General features: G+C 74.3%; 16 protein-coding genes. 9 read left to right on the top strand and 7 right to left on the bottom strand.

Annotated features, from left to right (window positions below; translation table 11 throughout):
• Positions 1-22 precede the first annotated feature (22 nt).
• The 5 genes from ABT118_RS14205 to ABT118_RS14185 are packed head-to-tail and all read right to left on the bottom strand — an operon-like array spanning position 23 to position 5,066.
• Positions 23-1,648, bottom strand: coding sequence for an ABC transporter substrate-binding protein (locus ABT118_RS14205; protein ID WP_350668328.1), 1,626 nt, complete (start codon positions 1,646-1,648; stop codon positions 23-25).
• A gap of 10 nt (positions 1,649-1,658) precedes the next feature.
• Positions 1,659-2,444 (bottom strand): ABC transporter ATP-binding protein, encoded by a 786-nt coding sequence (locus ABT118_RS14200; RefSeq protein WP_350668327.1) that lies wholly within the window; start codon positions 2,442-2,444, stop codon positions 1,659-1,661.
• Positions 2,441-3,280 carry an ABC transporter ATP-binding protein gene (locus ABT118_RS14195; RefSeq protein WP_350668326.1) on the bottom strand — a complete coding sequence of 280 codons (840 nt, stop codon included), beginning with the start codon at positions 3,278-3,280 and terminating at the stop codon, positions 2,441-2,443. Before ABT118_RS14195 ends, ABT118_RS14200 begins: the two co-directional genes overlap by 4 nt.
• Entirely contained in the window at positions 3,277-4,119 is an 843-nt protein-coding gene (locus ABT118_RS14190; protein ID WP_350668325.1) for an ABC transporter permease, read from the bottom strand. Before ABT118_RS14190 ends, ABT118_RS14195 begins: the two co-directional genes overlap by 4 nt.
• Positions 4,116-5,066, bottom strand: coding sequence for an ABC transporter permease (locus ABT118_RS14185; RefSeq protein WP_350668324.1), 951 nt, complete (start codon positions 5,064-5,066; stop codon positions 4,116-4,118). The genes ABT118_RS14190 and ABT118_RS14185 overlap by 4 nt, the downstream gene beginning before the upstream one ends.
• Before the next feature lie 583 nt (positions 5,067-5,649).
• Here ABT118_RS14185 and ABT118_RS14180 point away from each other — a divergent pair.
• From ABT118_RS14180 to ABT118_RS14150, 7 genes are all read left to right on the top strand, one after another.
• Positions 5,650-6,561 (top strand): LuxR C-terminal-related transcriptional regulator, encoded by a 912-nt coding sequence (locus ABT118_RS14180; RefSeq protein ID WP_350668323.1) that lies wholly within the window; start codon positions 5,650-5,652, stop codon positions 6,559-6,561.
• A gap of 178 nt (positions 6,562-6,739) precedes the next feature.
• Positions 6,740-7,501, top strand: a complete 762-nt coding sequence (locus tag ABT118_RS14175; protein ID WP_350668322.1) for a hypothetical protein — start codon at positions 6,740-6,742, stop codon at positions 7,499-7,501.
• Positions 7,501-9,330 (top strand): asparagine synthase (glutamine-hydrolyzing), encoded by a 1,830-nt coding sequence (asnB, locus tag ABT118_RS14170; protein ID WP_350668321.1) that lies wholly within the window; start codon positions 7,501-7,503, stop codon positions 9,328-9,330. Before ABT118_RS14175 ends, asnB begins: the two co-directional genes overlap by 1 nt.
• Complete coding sequence (locus ABT118_RS14165; protein ID WP_350668315.1) at positions 9,327-9,878, top strand: flavin reductase family protein; 552 nt, start codon at positions 9,327-9,329, stop codon at positions 9,876-9,878. The genes asnB and ABT118_RS14165 overlap by 4 nt, the downstream gene beginning before the upstream one ends.
• Positions 9,875-11,350, top strand: coding sequence for a 4-hydroxyphenylacetate 3-hydroxylase family protein (locus ABT118_RS14160; RefSeq protein WP_350668311.1), 1,476 nt, complete (start codon positions 9,875-9,877; stop codon positions 11,348-11,350). Before ABT118_RS14165 ends, ABT118_RS14160 begins: the two co-directional genes overlap by 4 nt.
• Positions 11,347-12,192, top strand: coding sequence for a class I SAM-dependent methyltransferase (locus ABT118_RS14155; RefSeq protein WP_350668306.1), 846 nt, complete (start codon positions 11,347-11,349; stop codon positions 12,190-12,192). The genes ABT118_RS14160 and ABT118_RS14155 overlap by 4 nt, the downstream gene beginning before the upstream one ends.
• A gap of 44 nt (positions 12,193-12,236) precedes the next feature.
• The gene (locus ABT118_RS14150; RefSeq protein ID WP_350668299.1) at positions 12,237-13,088 is read left to right on the top strand and encodes a helix-turn-helix domain-containing protein; all 852 of its coding nucleotides are present in this window, start codon (positions 12,237-12,239) and stop codon (positions 13,086-13,088) included.
• Positions 13,089-13,147: 59 nt separating this feature from the next.
• Here the strand turns inward: ABT118_RS14150 and ABT118_RS14145 are convergent, their stop codons facing one another.
• A complete protein-coding gene (locus tag ABT118_RS14145; RefSeq protein ID WP_350668295.1) occupies positions 13,148-14,353 on the bottom strand; it encodes an MFS transporter in 1,206 nt (401 codons plus the stop codon).
• 177 nt (positions 14,354-14,530) lie between these two features.
• Between ABT118_RS14145 and ABT118_RS14140 the strand changes: the two genes are divergently transcribed.
• Both ABT118_RS14140 and ABT118_RS14135 read left to right on the top strand, forming a co-directional pair.
• The gene (locus ABT118_RS14140; protein WP_502884546.1) at positions 14,531-15,751 is read left to right on the top strand and encodes a metallophosphoesterase; all 1,221 of its coding nucleotides are present in this window, start codon (positions 14,531-14,533) and stop codon (positions 15,749-15,751) included.
• Positions 15,752-15,860: 109 nt separating this feature from the next.
• Complete coding sequence (locus ABT118_RS14135; protein WP_350668289.1) at positions 15,861-17,156, top strand: hypothetical protein; 1,296 nt, start codon at positions 15,861-15,863, stop codon at positions 17,154-17,156.
• A gap of 48 nt (positions 17,157-17,204) precedes the next feature.
• On the opposite strand, the gene ABT118_RS14130 is transcribed toward ABT118_RS14135, so the two are convergent.
• Positions 17,205-18,635: an MFS transporter gene (locus ABT118_RS14130; protein ID WP_502884545.1), complete on the bottom strand. Its 1,431-nt coding sequence runs from the start codon at positions 18,633-18,635 to the stop codon at positions 17,205-17,207.
• Positions 18,636-18,644: the final 9 nt, after the last annotated feature.

Here is an 18,644-nt window from a genome sequence, read left to right as displayed (position 1 = left end):
ACGGCCTTCCTTTTTGCGGCGGTCACGGCCGGACCGAGACGGTGGTCAGGTCGAGGAACCAGGACTGCGGCTGGACCAGGCCCTGCACCTTCGGCGACAGCGCCCGGGGGTTGCGGTCGTTGACCACGAACAGCCACGGCGCGTCCTGGGTCACCAGCGAGAGCGCCTGCCGGTAGTCCGCCTGCCGCTTGGCCTGGTCGGGCGAGGCGCCGGCCGACTTCAGCAGCTCGTCCACCTTCGGGTTGCTGTAGTGGCCGGTCCAGAACGGGCTGTCGGTGCCGATGAAGAGCGGCAGCAGCGCCTCGGACTGGAACAGGGTGGTGGACTGGGCGATGGCGTCCGAGTCGAGCGCCACCTTGCCCTTGGCCTCGGCGCCGATCAGGGTGGACCAGTCGGTGGTGCGCAGTTCGACCTTGATGCCGACGGCCGCCAGGTCGCGCTGGATCGCCTCGGCGATCGGCACCGGCACCAGGTTGCCCGAGCCGCCGGTGGGCACCGTGACCGAGGTGGAGAACCCGCCGGAGAGTCCGGCCTCGGCGAGCAGCTGCTTGGCCTTGGCCGGGTCGTAGGAGTACGCGTCGCCGGCCTTGTCGTACGCACCGGTGGCGCGCGGTGCGGCCTGGTAGGCCGGGTCGGCGGTGCCGTGCAGCAGCTTGTCGGCGATCGCCTCGCGGTTGATCGCGAAGTTGGCGGCCCGGCGCACCCGGGGGTCGCTCCACGGCGCCTTGGTGGTGTCCAGGATCCAGTACCAGAGGTGGTCGTAGCTGTTGGTGGCGATCTTGACGCCGTCGGCCTTCAGGCTCTCGATGTCGTCCGGGTTCGGGTACTCGATCCAGTTCACCCCGCCCGAGCGGAGTGCGGCGGTGCGGGCGGCGGCGTCCGGCAGCGGCTTGACCACCAGCTTGTCCAGCTTGGGGGCGCCGCGCCAGTAGCTCTTGTTGGCGACCAGCTCGATCTGCTGCCCCTCGGTGTACGAGGAGAACGCGAACGGTCCGGTGCCGACCGGGTGTTGGGCGAACTTGGCCGAGCCGGTCTTCTGCACGGCGGTCGGGCTGGCGATCAGGACGTGCGCCAGGTCCTCCGGGAAGTGGCCGTTCGGGTCCTTGGTGACCAGCTCGACGTGGTCCTGGTCCAGCTTGCGGTACCCGGTGATGCCGCCCGCGTACTCCTTGGCGGCGGCGCCGAGCGCGTCCGTGTAGTTCTCGCTGCCCTTCTTCAGGTAGCGGTCCAGGTTGAACAGCACCGCGTCCGCGTCGAACGGGGTGCCGTCCTGGAAGGTGACGCCCTTGCGCAGGGTGAAGGTCCAGGTCTTCGCGTCCGGGGCGACCTGCCAGGACTCGGCCAGTGCGCCGGTGACGGCCGGCGGCTTGTCGGTGGTCGACAGGTCGTAGCGGGTCAGGCCCTCGTAGATCTGGAAGCTGACCAGCCGCTTGCCCTCGAAGCCGGCCCCGCCGATCACGGTGTCCGGGTTGGGCAGCTTGCCGGTGGCGCCGATCACCAGGGTGCCGCCCCGGCCCGCACCGCCGGAGTCCGCGCCCGGTCCGGTGGTCGGGGTGGAGGCGCAGCCCGCAGCGGTGAGGAGCACGGTGGCGGCCGCCAGGGCGGCGGCTCTGGAGCGGGTACGGGCGAGCGGGTGACGGTGCGTCATGGTGCTTTCCTCAGGATGTGATCGGGTCGGAAGCGCGGGAGCCGCCGGTGGCGGCGTCCAGCAGGGCGCGGGTGTACGGATGGGAGGGCGAGGACCAGAGCTCGGCGGCCGGGCCCTGCTCGACCACCAGGCCGTTGCGCAGCACCAGCACCCGGTGGGCGAGCCGGCGGACCACGGCCAGGTCGTGCGAGATGAACAGGTAGGCCAGACCGGTCCGTTCCTGCAGACCGGTGAGCAGGTCGAGCAGCCGGGCCTGCACACCGCGGTCCAGGGCCGAGGTCGGTTCGTCGCAGACCACCAGGTCGGGGCCGGTGGCCAGGGCCCGGGCCACGGCCACCCGCTGGAGCTGTCCGCCGGACAGCTCGCGCGGGTAGCGCTGCACCAACTCCGGCTTCAGGCCGACCTGTTCGAACAGGTCGGCGACCAGGGCGGGGCGGTCGCGGCGCGGAGTGCCGTGCAGCCGCAGGGCGGTGGCGACCGCCTCGCCCGCGCGCAGGGCCGGGTTGAGCGAGCCGCGGGGGTGCTGCGGCACGAACTGGAGCCGGGCCCGGACCGTCCGGGCCGGTCGGCCGCGCAGGCGGTACGGGTCGTGGCCGGCGAAGCGGACGGTGCCGGCGTCGGGTGCGAGCAGCCCGAGCGCGAGCCGGGCCAGGGTGGACTTCCCGCTGCCGGACTCGCCGACCAGGCCGACCGTCTCGCCCGGTGCCACCCGGAGGCTGACGCCGGCCAGGGCGGTGCGGGCGCCGAAGTCCTTGCGGACCGCGTCGAGGGTGAGCAGCGGTTCGGCGGTGGTCATCGGCGGTCCAGGGGCTCGGGAAGGAACGTGGCTGACCCGCTGCGTACGTCGAACGCTCCAGCGGCCGGCGTCGCGGTCTCCCAGGCCCCCGGTGGTTCGGCGGCCAGGAGTGCGGCCGGGCCCGACTCGACCACGAGGCCGTCGTGCAGGACCGCGACCGTGCCGCCGATCCGGCGGGCCGCCGCCAGGTCGTGGGTGACCAGCAGGAGGGCGATGCCGCACTCCCGGCGGAGTTCGTCGAACAGGTCGAGGATGCGGCCGCGCACCAGGGCGTCCAGTGCGGTGGTGGGTTCGTCGGCGATCAGCAGCTCGGGCCCGCAGCAGACCGCGATGGCGATCGCGGCCCGCTGCCGGAGCCCGCCGGACAGCTCGTGCGGGTAGCTCCGGGCGACCCGGTCGGGCTCGGCGATCCCGGCCAGCTCCAGCAGCGCGGGTACGGCGGCCCGGGCCGCGCGCCGCCCGTCGGCGCGGCCGTGCCGGCGCAGCACCTCGGCGAGCTGGGGGCCGATCCGGCGCAGCGGGTCCAGGGTGGCGGTCGGGTCCTGCGGGACGTAGCCGATCCGGCTGCCCCGCACCGCGGACCACTCGCGTCCGGTCAGCCCGCGCAGCTCCGTTCCGCCGGCCCCGCCCAGCCGGACGCTGCCGGTGACGCGGGCCCCGCGACCGGGCAGGCCGATCACGGTGCGGGCGACCGTGGTCTTGCCGCTGCCGGACTCGCCGAGCAGCACCAGCGCCTCGCCGGCCCGGACCTCGAACGAGACCCCGGCGACCGCCCGGACCCCGCCCGGGTACTCGACCGCGAGGTCGGTGACGGTCAGCACCTGATCGTTCGTCATCGGGTCGCCTCCGGCAGCTGGGCGCCGCTGTCGCCGAGGCGGCGGCGCAGGCGTTCGCCGAGGGTGTTGAAGAGCACCGAGACCAGCAGGATCACCAGGGCGGGCTGGACCGCCACCCAGGGCCGGGTGAGCAGCGCGGGCCGCAGCTCGTCGAGCATCGCGCCCCACTCGGCGGTCGGCGGGGCCACCCCGAGGCCGAGGAAGGACAGCCCGGCGGCGTACACCACGGCCAGGCCGACCAGCGAGGCCGCGTACACCAGCACCACCGGTGCCACCACCGGCACCACCTGACGCACTGCCAGCTCGACCGCCCCCGCGCCGCTCACCCGGGCCGCCTCCAGGTACTCGGCCGTGCGGATCCGCCGGACCTCGGTGAACGCCACCCGGGCCACCGCCGGGGTGAGCACCACCGACAGCGCCAGCACGGTCGCGCCCAGGCCGGGCCGAAGCACGGTGGCCACCGCGATCGCCAGCAGCACGCCGGGGAAGGCGTACAGCACGTCCAGCGACCGCAGCAGCGCCTGCTCCGTGACCCGTCCGCCCAGACCGGCCGCGATCCCGAGCAGGGTGCCCGCGACGGTGGCGACGGCGACCGGCGCCAGTCCGCCGAGCAGGGAGGCGCGGGCCGCCCAGATCAGCCGGCTCAGCACGTCCCGGCCCTGGCCGTCGGTGCCGAGCAGGTGCCCGGCGGTGCCGGGGTCGAGCAGCCGGGCTTCCAGCGAGCCCGCCGCCGGGTCGTACGGGGCGATCAGGGGCGCGGCGAGGGCGACCAGCGCCAGCAGCAGCGCGGTGCCCAGGGCGAGCAGCAGGAACGGGTCCTGACGGGCGGTCCGTTTCATGCCCGGCTCCGCACCCGGGGGTCGACGGCCGCGTGCGCCGCGTCCACCAGCAGGTTGATCCCGACGAACGCGACCGCCACCAGCAGCACCCCGCCCTGCACCAGCGGCAGGTCGCGGGCCGACAGGGCGTCGAACAGCAGCCGGCCGATCCCCGGCCAGGCGAACAGCGTCTCCACGAACACCACGCCCTCCAGCAGGTAGGCCAGTTGCAGGCCGCCGATGGTGAGCAGGGCGGGCGAGGCGTTGTGCACGCAGTGCCGCAGCACCGCCGTCCGGCTCAACCCGCGCGCCCGCAGGCTGTCGGCCAACTCGCCCGCCAGCACCGCCGCGAGGGCGGCCCGGAACACCTTGGCGGTCAGCCCGAGCGGGACCAGCGCGGCGGCCGCGGCGGGCAGCAGCAGGTGCAGCAGCAGATCGCCCGGGCCGCCGGTGCCGAACACGTCGTGCGTCCCGCCGGCCGGCAGCCAGCGCAGCCGGACCGCGAACACCGCGATCAGCAGCAGGGCCACCGAGTACTGCGGCGCGGACACCGCCAGCGTGCTCAGCGCGTCGCAGACCCGGCCCAGCGGGCTGTACGGCCGCAGCGCGCCGACGGCGCCGAGCAGGACGCCGCCGACCAGCACCAGCAGGAAGGCCGCCCCGGTCAGCAGCAGGGTCTGGCCGACCGCCGCACCCACCAGCTCCTGCACCGGCCGCTGGGCGGAGATCGACACCCCCAGGTCGCCGTGCAGCGCGTGGCCCAGCCAGCCCAGGTAGCGCAGCGGCAACGGCCGGTCCAGGCCGAGCCGTTCGGACAGCTCCAGCCGGGCCTCGGGCGGGGCGCCGGGGCCGAGGAAGGCGGTCAGCGGATCGCCCGGTACCAGGGCCACGGTGGCGAACACCACGACCGTCACGCCCAGCAGGGTCGGCACCGCCAGCAGGGCCCGGCGCAGCAGGAACCCGGTCATCCGCGCACCCCGCTCGGCGGGGTCGGGGGCGGGTCGGCGGGCATGGCGGACTTCCTTCCGGGGGAGGGCGAGGTGGGGTGGGCCGCGCAGAGGCGTTCGGCCGCCGGCTCCGGGCCGGTGTCACGAAGGTTGCGGATCAGTGCGGTTGACAGCCAGTCAGCAGTTCATGCGGATACCGCTGGTCATAGGACCGGAGCACCCCGGCAGCACGCTGCACCGTCTGCCGGGCCGCCGTCCCGTCCTTGACCTGCTACGGGCCCGGTCCTAGGGTGCCGGTATGGCAATCCGGCGGACCGACTTCACCCTGGTCGGGATCGGCGGCTCGTGGCACCGACGGTGTTTCGACGAGCTGTGTCCCCGCGCATCCCTGCGCTGACCGCCAAGCCACCCTCTCGGCAGCGCCCTCCCGCATCAGGCCCGTCCGGCCCGCCGCCCGTCCCCCACGGCTCGCGGCCGTCGCACCGCGCCCGCCGCAGTGCCGTGCCCCCGGGGCGCGGCCCGCCACATCCGAGGGAACCGCCATGCCTGACCCTGCACAGTCGACCGTCGCCAACTCGCCCGCCCCGAACCGGGACGGTGCGTGATGACGGCCCTGACCAGCCGGAGCACCCAGTCCGGCGGCCGCGGCCACCGGGCCGCCGTCCGCCGCCACGCCCATCTCGGGATCGGCCCGGCCGTTCCGGTCGAGGCCCTGCAGGCCGAGATCGACAACCCGCTCGACCTGATCGCCGGCCACCAGCTGCTCACCGACCCGGCCGCCCGCCGGGCCGCCGCCGACCCGCACCCGGCCGGCCGGTGCGACTGCGGGCACCCCGTGTGCGGTGCCCGCGACGAACTGGCCGAGGTCACCCGGGTGTTCGTGATGGAGCGGCACCCGGTGGCCAGCGCGGGGCTGCGCTCGGTACTGGCCACCGTGCCGGGCCTGGCCGTGGTCGGCAGCACGGGCGACCCGGCCGGGGCGGTCGCGGCCGTCCGCCGGACCCGGCCCGACGTCATCCTGCTCGGCCGGGGCGCCTCGCTCGGCGACGACCTCGCGGCGGTGGCCGCGCTGCGCGGGCCCGACGGTGCGCCGGAGGCGCGGGTGCTGCTGCTGCGGCGGGCCGAGTCCACCACCGAGGCGAGCCGGATCCTGCTGGCGGGGGCCAGCGGCTGCTTCCCGATCGACCTGCCGGAGGACCGGATCATCGGCGCGGTGCAGCTGGCCGCGGCGGGCGGCTCGGTGTTCCTGCCCGCGCCGCCGTCGGCCCGGGTGCACCCCGCCAGCCTGGCCGGGCAGGCGGCCGAACCGGCGCTCCAGCAGGTCGGGTTGACGGGCCGGGAGCGGGACGTGCTGGCCCAGCTGGCCCGGGGGCTGAGCAACGCGGAGATCGGCCGGGAGCTGGCGCTGGCCGAGGCGACGGTGAAGAAGCACCTCACCCAGGCGATGCGGAAGATCGGCCAGTCCGACCGCCTGCGGGCCGCGCTGTACGCGCACCGGCACGGCCTGGCGGGCTGAGCGTCGGGGGGCCGGTCGGTCTGGCGGCGCGGGCCGAGCGGGCGGCGGAGGGGCGACCTTCGGATCAGTCGGATGCTCCGATGGTCGCCCCGTTCGGGTCCGTTCGGGGCTACTTCGTCAGGTGGCCCGGTTCCTAGCGTGGGGGCACACGCCAGGATCCGCCGAAGGGAGCAGTCCGTTGAGCGATGTGCCCGAGGGTGCCACGGCGCCCGCGCCGCCCGCACCGGCCACCGCCGTCCTTCCCCAGCCCGGCCCCGCCCCCGGCCGCTGGGCCGAGCAGCCGAGATCGCCGTACCGCGCCATGCCGGAGGCCGAGCGGTCCGCGCTCTGGCGCCAGCGGCTGCACGAGGCCGAGGCCGGGCTGACCCGCTACCTGGTCTCGCGCGGGGACGGCGTCCACCTGACCGACTGGTTCGCGCTCCAGTCCGCGGTCTTCGCCGACCTGCCGGACGAGGCGACGGCCGGCTCGGGGGAGTGGCAGCGGGTGTTCTTCCGAGGGCAGGCGCTGATGGAGCGCTTCCTGGTCGCCCGGTACGGCGAGCCCGCGCTGGCCGACTGGGCCGCCTCCAACGCCGAGGTGCACCGCGAGGTGGAGCCGGACCACGGCCGGGGCGCCGCCGACCCGATCCACCGGATCGCCCGGCAGGCCGAACTGTACGGATCCGACTACGAGTTAGATGACGAGGTGCAGCCGACCGCCGAGCGGGCCGCGCTCACCATCACCCACTGCGCGATCTGGGACTACCGCGAAAAGGCCCGCCGCAGCGGCGTCCGGCTCACCCTGGCCTCGCCGTGCACCTACTGCACCGAGGCCACCTCCTCCAACATCCGGGCCAAGGGCTTCCGCCCCGAGTACCGGCTGCGCAGCGGCCCGACCGGGCACGGCTGCCGCTGGGAGGCCTCGGCCCCCACCGACTCCGACCCCCGCCGGGAGGCGTGATGTGCGGCGTGACCGGCTGGCTCGACTGGGACACCGACCTGCGCCACCAGGGGCGCACGGTACGGGAGATGACCGCCACCCTGGCCTGCCGGGGCCCGGACGCCGAGGGCGTCTGGCTCTCCCGCCACCTGGCGCTCGGCCACCGCAGGCTCTCGGTGATCGACCTGGACGGCGGAGTGCAGCCGCAGGCCGACGCGGAGCACCCGCAGGCCGTCCTCTGCTACAACGGCGAGCTGTACAACCACCGCGAGCTGCGGCGGGAGCTGGAGGGGTACGGGCACGTCTTCCGGACCGACTCCGACACCGAGGTGCTGCTCCGCTCGCACTTGCAGTGGGGCGCCGCCGCCCCGGAGCACTTCAACGGCATCTTCGCCTACGCCATTTGGGACACCCGCAGTGAGGAACTGCTGCTGGTCCGGGACCACCTGGGCATCAAGCCGCTGTACTGGCACCCGCACCGCAGCGGGGTGCTGTTCGGCTCCGAGCCCAAGGCACTGCTGGCCAACCCGCTGTTCCCGGCCGAACTCGATCCGACGGGGGTGGCCGAGCTGTTCGCGCTGCCCGCCGCCCCGACCGCCGGACACGGGCTCTTCCGGGGGCTGAACGAGGTCCGCCCCGGCCACCTGGTCCGGGTCACCCGGGGCGCCACCACCGAAGTCCGGTACTGGCGGCTGGAGTCGGCCGTGCACACCGACTCGCCGGAGGCGACCCGGGCGCACGTCCGGGAGCTGCTCGCCGACGCGGTCGAGCGCCAGCTGCTGAGTGACGTACCGCTGTGCACGCTGCTCTCCGGCGGGGTGGACTCCAGCGCGATCACCGCCCTGGCGGCGATCGCCCGGGAGCGGAACGGCCAGGGCAAGATCACCAGCTTCTCGGTCGACTTCCCCGGCAGCGCCGACCGCACCCCGGACGCCTGGCGCACCACCGTGGACGCGCCGTACGTGCAGGCCGCCGCCGAGCACATCGGCACCCTGCACACCTCCGTCCTGATCCCCGACGACGACCTGCTGCTGGCCCGGGACGCGGTGCTGCGGGCCCGCGACCGGCCCGGCTGGGGCGAGATGGACGCCTCGCTGCACCTGCTCTTCCGCGAGGTGCGGCACCGCTCCACCGTCGCCCTCTCCGGCGAGGCGGCCGACGAGATCTTCGGCGGCTACCCCTACTTCCACGACCCGGCGGCGCTGGCCTCCGGCACCTTCCCCTGGCTGCACGGGCGGACCACCCCGGCCGCGCTGCTGCGCCCCGAGGTCGCCGCCGAGGTGCGCCCCGAGGAGTACACCGCCGAGGCGTACCGCCGCTCGATCGCCGAAGTTCCGGTCCTGGCCGGGGAGTCGGCGGCCGACGCGCGCACCCGGGAGGTGTTCCACCTGGCGCTGACCCGGTGGCTGCCGCCGCTGCTGGACCGGGTGGACCGGGTCTCGATGTCGGTCGGCCTGGAGGTCCGGGTGCCGTTCTGCGACCACCGCCTGGTCGAGTACCTGTGGAACGTGCCCTGGGCGCTCAAGACGCCCGGCGGCCGCTCCAAGGGCCTGCTCCGGGACGCCGTCCGGGACCTGCTGCCCGCCGAGGTGGCCGACCGGCCGAAGAGCGGCTACCCCTCCACCCCGGCCGTCCGGTACACCGAGGTGCTCACCGAGCGGGCGCACGCGCTGCTGGCCGACCCGTCGGCCCCGGTCTTCGACCTGGTCGACCGCGCCCTGGTGCGACGGCTGCTGAGCGAGGGTAAGCCACTGCCCAGCCCCCGGACCGCCCCCAACCCGGTCGGCGGGCTGGACCACCTGGTGCAGGTCGACGAGTGGCTGCGCGCCTACCGGGTGGGGCTGCGGTGAGCCCCCGTCAGTTCCCGCCGCCGGCCGCCGTGCCGGCCGATCCCGACGCCGTCCGGGCCGCCGCCCGGCACTGGACCACCGGTGTCGCGGTGCTCACCGCCCGGGACGGTGACGAGGTGTTCGCCAAGACCGTCTCCTCCTTCGCCACCCTCTCCCTCGACCCGCCGCTGATCAGCGTCGCGGTGGCCCGGCACAGCCCGCTGGCCGCCGCCGTCCGCTCCGGCGGCCGGTACGCGGTCTCGGTGCTGGCCGCCGGCCAGGAGGCGGTCGGCCGCCGCTTCGCCACTCCCGGCGCGGGCCGCGCACTCGGGATGTTCACCACCGTCCCGATGCACCCCGAGGCCACCGGCACCCCCGTCCTGGACCACTGCCTGGCCTGGTTCGACTGCCGACTCCAGGCCGTCCTCCCGGCCGGCGACCACGCCCTGCTGATCGGCGAGGTGGCCGCCGCCGACGGCCGCCCGGGCGCACCGCTGCTCTACCACGACGGCCACTACCGCGAGTTGGCCGACCACCACGCCATGACCCCGACAGGAGCCAGCGCATGACCCTGCTCGACACGCCCGCCCTCGGACGGGGCCTGCTCACGGGCGAGCGGTACCTGGACGAGCTCGACGACGGCCGCGAGCTCTACCTCGACGGCAAGCGGGTCGACAACCCCGCCGACCACCCGGCCTTCCGGCCCGCCGCCCAGGAGCTGGCCCGGCTGCTCGACCTCCAGCACGACCCCGAGCACCGGGACCTGCTCACCTGGCAGGACCCGGACACCGGGCAGCGGATCGCCCGCGCCTTCCAGCCGCCGCGCACCCTGGAGGACCTCAGGCTGCAGCGCCGCAGCGCCGAGTTCTGGCACGCCGAGGCACTCGGCCAGCACGGCCGCTCACCCGCCTTCATGGCCTCGATCGCCCTCGGGGTGTACGACTTCCGGCATCAACTGGGCCGCAGCGACGCCAGGTTCGGCGCCAACGCGGAGGCCTGGTACCGCCATGTGTCGAGCAACGACCTGGTGCTCTCGCACGCCCTCGGCGACCCCCAGATCGACCGCTCGGCCGACCCGGTCGAGGACCCCGACCTGGCCCTGCGGGTGCTGGAGGAGAACGAGCACGGCATCGTGGTGCGCGGCGCCAAGCAGCTCACCACGCTGGCCCCGCTGGCCCAGGAGGTGCTGGTCTACCTCTCGGCCTCGTTCACCCAGCGCAGCGCCGAGCAGTTCGTGGTCTGGTTCGCCCTGCCGCTGAACACCCCCGGCCTGCTCACCCTCTGCCGGGAACCGCTCGGCAGCGCCCCGTGGGGCCACGCCCACCCGCTCGGCGCCCGGTTCGACGAGCAGGACGCGATGCTGTTCTTCGACGACGTCCTGGTCCCCTGGGACCGGGTCTTCCTGCTCCGGGACGGCCAGTTGGCCCGGACCGGCCTCGGCCGGATCAACGCCTGGAGCGCGTACATCGGACACGTCCGCTACCGGGAACGGCTGCGCACGCTGCTGGCCACCGCGACCCTGGTGGCCGAGTCGATCGGGGTGGACGGCTTCCGCAACGTCCAGGAGGACCTGGGGCGGCTGGCCGGGTACGCCGAGCTCACCGAGTACTTCCTGGACGCCGCCGAGGCCCGGGCCAAGGTCACCGACAGCGGGCTGCTGGCCCCGGGCGACACCGCCGCCAGCCGGGTCTGGTCGGCCGAAGTGGCGGGCAGCGCGGTCGAGATCGTCCGGAAGATCGGCGCCTCCGGGCTGCTGATGCAGCCCACCGCGGGCGACCTGGCCAACCCCCGGCTGCGCCCGCAGCTGGACCGCTACATGCGCGGCAAGGAGATCGACGCCGAGCACAAGTCCCGCCTGTTCCGGCTGGCCTGGGAGCTCACCGGCGACGGCTTCGGCCAGCGGCAGGACCTCTACGAGTACGTCCACCGGGGCGATCTGGCCCGCAACCGGATCAACATCTTCCACCGCTACGACCAGAGCGCCGCCCGTGAGCGGCTGCTCCAGCTCATCGACACCCCCGCCGAGGAGGCCCAGCAGTGACCACCGCGTCCGACGTTGAGATCCAGGCCGACACCCTGGCCGGCTACGCCGACGCCAGTCGGCTGCGCCAAGTCCTGGACCGGGACTGGGTGCTGGACCAGGTGACCGGCACCCCAGAGACCTTGGTCGACCTCGGCAGCGGCATCGGCCAGCTGCTGGAGACCGCCCTGGACCGGCACCCGTCGCTACGGCTGGCGATCGGTCTGGAGCGCTCCGAGCACCGGATCGCCGAGGCCACCGAACGGCTGGCCCGCTTCGGGGGCCGGACCGAGCTGCACCGGGCCGACCTGACCGACCCGCAGCAACTGCCGCTGACGGCCGACCTGGTCACCATGACCTCGGTGCTGCACTGGCTGTACCCCGTGGAGGACCGGATCTTCTCCTGGGTGGCCGAGCGGCTCGCCCCCGGCGGCACCTTCCTGCTGACCACCTACCACCCGGCCCGGGACGCCTTCGGGCTCGGTGGCGAGGACGAGCTGGTCCGCTCCGCCCTGATCGCCACCGGGGTCGAACCGGCCGACGTGCCGGGGGTGTTCGAGCGCGGCGAGGTGCTGCCGATCGGCACCAGGACCCGGCCGGCGGACGAGCTCGGCGAACTGCTGGCCCGGTACTTCACGGTGGACTCGTACCTGGAGCGGGACGCGGTCGTCAACGTCGAGGACGCCGCCCAGTACGAGCACTTCCACGCCGCCACCTTCGGCGACTACTACAGCCGACTGGTGCCACCGGAGCTGCGCGCCACCTTCTTCCGGGCGATCGGCGAGACGGCGCGGCAGCGCCAGGACGAACTCGGCTGGGTGAGCCACATGCCCGTCCGCCTGTGGCAGCTCAAGCCGCTCTAGGCTGAAGCACGACGGAACAACCATCCGCCCGAGGAGCACCCAGCATGTCAACTCCCCTCGTAAGCCAGGAACTCGGAGCCTTCCTCCGTGCCCACCGCGAGCAGCTCAAGCCGGCCGACGTCGGCCTGAGATCCACTGCCCGGCGCCGGACCCCGGGCCTGCGACGGGAGGAGGTGGCCTCGCTCTCCGGGGTCGGACTGGCCTGGTACACCTGGCTCGAACAGGGCCGGGTGACCGCCTCCCGCCAGGTGCTGGAGGCGGTCACCCGGGCGCTGCAGCTGGACGCCGCCGGGCTGCGGCACGCGATGCGGCTGGCCGGCTACCACGAGCCGGCCGCCCCGGCCGACGGCGGCCTCCGGGCCGCCGTCCAACCGGTGCTGGACTCCTGGCCGTTGAGCCCGGCGGTGCTGCTCGACCGGCACTTCGACCTGCTCGGCTGGAACGCCGCCTGGGCCGCCCTCTGGGGTCCGCCCGAGGCGGTGCCGGCCGACCGGCGCAACCTGATGTGGCTGATGGCCGCCGACCGGCGGCTGCGGGGCGTGCTGCACGACTGGGAGCCGCTCGCGATGAACGTCTTCCAGCACTTCCGGGCCCAGGCCGGACCTGCCCTCGCCGACCCGCGCACCGGCGAGGTCTACCGGCACCTGGACCAGGACGCGCCGGAGCTGCGGCACTGGTGGGGCTGCCACTCGGTGGCCGAACTCACCGCCCGCGCCGTGGTGGTGGAGCCGGCCGGGATCGGCCCGGTCCGGCTCACCCTGTCGTCCTTCCACCCGGTGGACGACCCCTCGGCGCTGGTGCTGCTCTTCACCCCGGCCGGTGCCGAGGACCGGGCCCGGATGACCTCGCTGGCCGAGCACCCGCTGCGCTCGGTCCCGGACCGGCAGGCGGGCTGAGCCCCCGTACGCCGAAGGGCCCCGCGCACCGGCGCGGGGCCCTTCGGCGTCACGGCGGTTCAGTCGGTCTGCGGACGGCGCAGCGTGACACTGACCAGCAGCCCGCCGAGCGCCGCGACCAGCGCCAGCACGGTACCGACCGCCAGGGTCCCGTCCGAGACGTCGCCGAACGAACCGACCGCCCACGCGCCCAGCCCGGTCCCCGCGTACATCGTGGAGGTCAGCCAGGCGCTGGAGGTGGCCCGCAGCTCCGGTGCGACCGTCCCGGCCAGCGTCTGCTGGTCCGTCACGAACCCGCCGCTGGCGACGAACCAGACCACCACGCCCGCCAACGCCACCACCAGGCCCGGGCCCTGCACCGTCAGCGCGATCCCCGCCGCCAGCAGCACGCCCCACACGGGCAGCAGCGGCAGGTTGTGCCGACCGGCCGCCCTGGCCCGGTCACCGAGCCGGCCGCCGAGCAGCGAACCGGCGATGCTGCCCGCACCGACCAGGATGCCGACCAGGCCGAGCGCCTCCACCGACAGGTCGAACCGCTGCACCAGCACCGCGCCGAGGAAGGTGAACGCGCCGAGGTTGGCCGCGTTGAACGCGGTGTTCACCAGCAGTGCCCGCCGCAGCGCCGGGTCCCGCCAGCCGGCCAGCAGCGCGCCGACCGAGCCGCCCCCGCCGCTCTTCGTGCCGTCCTGCGCCGGTACCTGACGCAGCAGCAGCGGTACGGCCAGCGCGGTTCCGGCCGTCAGCGCCCAGAACGCCGACCGCCATCCCGCCGCACCCGCCAGCAGCCCGCCCAGCGGGACCCCGAGCACCTGCCCGGTCGAGAACAGCGCCATCCCCAGCCCCAGCGCCCGCCCCCGCACCGCGTCTGGCGCGGTCTCGGCGATGTGCGCCCAGATGGCCGGTCCGGCCGCCGCGGCCGCCAGCCCGGCCAGCCCCCGCGACAGCACCAGCGTGGTCAGGTCGGTCGACAGCGCGGCCCCGGCGTTCGACAGCACGAACAGCACCGTCCCCGCCACCAGCGCCCGCCGCCGCCCGAACCGGTCGCTCAACAGCCCCAGGAACGGCGCGAACACCGCGTACACCAGCACGTACGCCGTCACGCTCGCCGCCGCGGCCGACTCGCTCACCGCGATCGACTCGGCGATGGTCGGCAGCAGCGGCGAGATCAGGAAGGTCTCGGTGCCGAACAGGAACAGCAGCACGAACACCCCCGCGTACCGGAGCCGGTCGAAGGTCGCGGGTGGTGCCTCGGAGACGGTGGTCATGGGCCCTCACTGCTCTCGCTGTCACGTACACGGAGGCTCCAGCCTGGGCCGCCCGCCCCGGGCCAGCCAGACAGCGAATCATCCTGTGACCCCGGCTCACAGGGTCGGGGCCCGCCGACCCCGACTGCCCCCGGGTACCGCATGATTGACGGGTCGGCGAACCTGAGGAGCGATGCGGTGACGGACAGCGAATCCATCCGGTCGGAGCCGGCCCCCCGACCGGACGGCAACGGGCGGCGGGCCCGGCGCTCCCCGCTCCGGCGCTTGGCCGTGGTGCTGCTGGTCCTGCTCGCGCTCTGGCTCCCGCCGTGGTGGACGCTGTTCGGTTCCGGCACCCACTGGCCGTTCCCGGTGTCCGCGGTCGGCACGGTCCTGTTCGCCGGCTGGCTGGTCTCCTTCCCGTTCCTGATGGTCGCGGGCCACGGGCCGCGACGGTCCGACCGGGCGGCCCGGGTGGCGGACACCGGCCTGGGGGTGATCTGGGTGCTGTTCACCTGGTCCGTCCTGGGCGGCCTGGTGAACCTGGTCGCGGCCGGCCTCGACCTCGGCGGCACCGGCCGGGCCAGGGCGGTGGCGGGGGTGGTCGCCGGGCTGTCCGCCGGGCTGCTGGCCTGGGGCCACCACGAGGCCATGCGGGTGCCCCGGGTCAGGCGGCTGGACGTCCACCTCCCCCGGCTCGGTGCGGGCCTCGACGGGACCCGGGTCGTGGTGCTGGCCGACACCCACTACGGACCGATCGACCGGGCGGCCTGGTCGGCCCGGGTCACCGAGGCGGTCAACGCCCTGGACCCGGACGTGGTGGTGCACGCCGGGGACATCGCCGACGGCACGCCGGCCCAACGCCGGGAGCAGTCCGCCCCGTTGGGGAAGGTCCGGGCCCGACTGGCCAAGGTCTACGTGACCGGGAACCACGAGTACTCCTCGGAGGCCCAGGGCTGGCTGGACCGGATGGCGGAGCTGGGCTGGGAAGCGCTGCACAACCGCCACGTCCTGGTGGAGCGCGGCGGCGACAGCCTCGTCCTCGCGGGGGTGGACGACGTGACCGCGGAGTCCTCCGGCCTGACCGGGCACCGGGCGAACCTGCTCGGCGCGCTGGCGGGGGCGGACCGGCAGCACCCGGTCCTGCTGGTCGCCCACCAGCCCAAGTTCGTCCCGCAGGCCGCCGCGGCCGGCATCGACCTGCAGATCTCCGGACACACCCACGGCGGGCAGATCTGGCCGTTCAACTTCCTGGTCCGGCTCGACCAGCCGGTGGTGCACGGCCTGAGCCGCCACGGGGAGCGGACCCGGCTCTACACCAGCCGGGGCACCGGCTTCTGGGGCCCGCCGTTCCGGGTCTTCGCCCCGAGCGAGATCACCCTGCTCACGCTCCGTGCGGGTGATCGAAAATCCGTTTGAGCGGCGACGGGGGCGTTGATAACGTCCGCCTGCTGATCACGATCAGACGGAGGGTCAGTCGATCGACAGGGGGAGAGAGTTCATGGCATTTCGTCGTACGGCGACGGGTTTGACCGCGGTACTGCTGACGGGTGGTCTGCTGCTGTCCGGTACGACCGCCGCACAGGCGGAGTCCGGCCCGGGCGTGACCGTCCGGGAGGCGCACAACGACTGGTCCAACAACGGCAAGCTGGTGCTGGGGCTGACCGCTCCGAGCGCGGTGAAGGACATCCGGGTCAGCCTCTACTCGATGGCCGACTCCGAGGTCTCCACCACCCTGACCCGGTTCGAGCTGACCTCCGGCACCGCCGAGGACGGGACCTGGAGCAACGTCGGACGGATCCAGTTGCCGGCCCTGGGCAGCTACCGGATCGACGTCACCGCCACCGACGCGGGCGGGGACACGCTGACCGCCACCGGGGTCGGCTACTTCTACTACTCGGTGCAGACCAACCTCAAGGACGCCAAGGTCGACCGGACGACGGTCGACTACGACCACCGGTCGGTCACCATCAGCGGCCACCTGATGGGCCAGTGGCCCGGCTCGGGCGTCGTCACGCCGATGGGCGGGCTGACCGTCGCGGTCAACTCCCGGATGGAGTACGCCGAGGTCACGACCGGGGTGGACGGCGGGTTCACCGCGACGCTTCCGGTCACCGACATCTACCAGAACTCCATCGTGGCGTCCTTCGAGTACGACCCCGGCCACATCTTCTACAGCCAGTCCCGGTCGCGCGAGTTCCCGATCACCATCAAGCAGACCCCGACCAAGGTGGTGCAGACACCGAGCACCCGGAAGGTCCCGTTCAAGGGGGTGGTCGAGTCGACCGACTCCACGCTGCTGTGGAAGTCGCCGACCGGCTGGCAGCCGCTGGCCGGGAAGCGGCTCGGCTCCAACTCCTTCCCGGACTACGTCCAGTTGACCACCGACGCCAACGGCACCGTGCGTTTCCCCGCCACCGCCCCGCTCTGGAACAACTACACGATCAGCTCCGGCTGGTCGAGCGACGACGTCTTCCTGGCCGGGTCCAGCGCGAGCAGCGAGATCACCGTGGTGCAGCCGGCCGCGTTCCAGGAGTTCGCCGCGACCCGTACCGACGCCGCGAGCGTCGAGGTCACCGGCAGGATGGCCTTCGACGGCCACATGACGCCCGGCACCATCGCCGTCGACATCCAGTACTCCGCCACCGGCAAGGGCGGTTGGAGCACCGTGGCCACCGCGCCGTCGGCCACCTGGAACGGGCAGGGCTACGCGTTCTCGGCCACCGTGGCGAAGACCGGGGCGGGCTTCTGGCGCGCCTCGTTCAGCAACACGCCGCAGTGGGAGAAGGCCGTGAGCAAGACCGTCCAGGTCGCCGCTCTCTGACGGCACCCGAACGGCACCCCGACGCCCGCACCCTGACGGCCGCCCCGCTCACGCCACCGAGCGGGGCAGCCGCAGGCTGAGCAGCAGCACCGCCGCCGAGCCGCCGACCTGCAGCGCCAGCACCACCGCGAGGGCCCGGGCGTAGCCGAGCGACGGGGCCAGGGTTAGGTAGAGGGTGCCGAGGGTGGCGACGCCCAGGGCGAGGCTGGACTGCTGGGTGGTGGCGAGGACGCCGCTGCCGACGCCCGCGCGGGCGGCGGGGACGCGGGAGAGGACGACCCGGAACAGCGGGGTCCCGATCAGGCCCTGGCCGATACCGGCCAGGGCCACGCCGGGGATCATCAGGACCGGGGTGAGGCCGGCGGTCAGGGCGGTGCCGGCGAGGGTGGTGAGGCCGACGGCCTGGACCACCGCGCCGACGGTGATCACGCGGCTGCCGAACCGGCCGATCAACCGGGGCCCGGACAGGGAGGCGCAGAAGTAGCCGACCGCCATCGGGACCAGCGCCAGACCCGCCGTCACCGGCCCCAGCTCCAGGCCCTGCTGGAGCAGCACGGCGATCACGAACATGAAGCCGCCGAACCCCGCGAAGTAGGGGAGCGCGATCCCCAGGCCGCGCCGCATCTCCGGCAGCCGGAGCAGGGAGAAGGGGAGCAGCGGCACCGCCCCGGCCCGCTCGGTGCGCAGCTCGACCAGGACGAAGGCCGACGCGAGGAACGGGAAGGCGGCCAGCAGCGCCCAGCACCACACCGGCCACCCGAGCGCCCGGCCCTCCATCAGCGGGACGAAGAGCGAGAGCAGGCCGGCCGTCAGCAGCGCGGTGCCGGGCAGGTCGACGCCGGTGGCGCGCTCGGCCCGGTTCTCGGGGACGTGACGGAGCGCCAGCAGGACGGCCAGCAGGGCGAACGGGACGTTCAGCAGGAAGACAGAGCGCCAGCCGGTGCCGAACAGGTCGGCCGCGACCAGCATCCCGCCGAGCACCTGTCCGATCACCACCGCGAGCCCGCCCACGGCCCCGTACACACTCAGTGCCCGGGCCCGTCGGTGGCCGTCGGTGGCGGCGGTGATGGTGGCGAGCACCTGGGGGATCAGCAGCGCGGCGGCCGCGCCCTGCGCGGCCCGCCCCGCCACCAGGCTCCAGGCGTTCGGGGCCAGGCCGCAGACCAGCGAGGTGAGGGCGAAGGCGGCGGCGCCGTACAGGAAGAGCCGGCGGCGGCCGACCGCGTCGCCCAGCCGGCCGCCGAGCACCAGCAGGACGGCGAAGGTGATGCCGTACCCGGCGGCGATCAGCTCCAGCACGGCGGGCCCGGCGGCGAGGTCGTGCCCGATGGTCGGGAGGGCGACGTTGACGATGAAGAAGTCGAGGGAGGGGAGGAAGGCCCCGAGCAGGACGGTGGCGAGTCCGGCGGTGGAGAGTCCGGCGGCGGAGCGCGCGGAGCGGGGCGGGGCGAGGCGGGGGCGTGTCAGCAGGTGGGTCACGTCGACCAC

This window comes from Kitasatospora sp. NPDC002040, assembly GCF_040296785.1.
Classification (GTDB): domain Bacteria; phylum Actinomycetota; class Actinomycetes; order Streptomycetales; family Streptomycetaceae; genus Kitasatospora.
This window is presented reverse-complemented; position numbering and strand designations above follow the sequence as displayed.

What these genes read in the sequence shown, in the direction of transcription:
- ABT118_RS14205 (WP_350668328.1), bottom strand. Translation starts at nt 1,648, where the DNA reads ATGACGCACCGTCACCCGCTCGCCCGTACCCGCTCCAGAGCCGCCGCC.
- ABT118_RS14200 (WP_350668327.1), bottom strand. Translation starts at nt 2,444, where the DNA reads ATGACCACCGCCGAACCGCTGCTCACCCTCGACGCGGTCCGCAAGGAC.
- ABT118_RS14195 (WP_350668326.1), bottom strand. Translation starts at nt 3,280, where the DNA reads ATGACGAACGATCAGGTGCTGACCGTCACCGACCTCGCGGTCGAGTAC.
- ABT118_RS14190 (WP_350668325.1), bottom strand. Translation starts at nt 4,119, where the DNA reads ATGAAACGGACCGCCCGTCAGGACCCGTTCCTGCTGCTCGCCCTGGGC.
- ABT118_RS14185 (WP_350668324.1), bottom strand. Translation starts at nt 5,066, where the DNA reads ATGACCGGGTTCCTGCTGCGCCGGGCCCTGCTGGCGGTGCCGACCCTG.
- ABT118_RS14180 (WP_350668323.1), top strand. Translation starts at nt 5,650, where the DNA reads ATGACGGCCCTGACCAGCCGGAGCACCCAGTCCGGCGGCCGCGGCCAC.
- asnB (WP_350668321.1), top strand. Translation starts at nt 7,501, where the DNA reads ATGTGCGGCGTGACCGGCTGGCTCGACTGGGACACCGACCTGCGCCAC.
- ABT118_RS14160 (WP_350668311.1), top strand. Translation starts at nt 9,875, where the DNA reads ATGACCCTGCTCGACACGCCCGCCCTCGGACGGGGCCTGCTCACGGGC.
- ABT118_RS14150 (WP_350668299.1), top strand. Translation starts at nt 12,237, where the DNA reads ATGTCAACTCCCCTCGTAAGCCAGGAACTCGGAGCCTTCCTCCGTGCC.
- ABT118_RS14145 (WP_350668295.1), bottom strand. Translation starts at nt 14,353, where the DNA reads ATGACCACCGTCTCCGAGGCACCACCCGCGACCTTCGACCGGCTCCGG.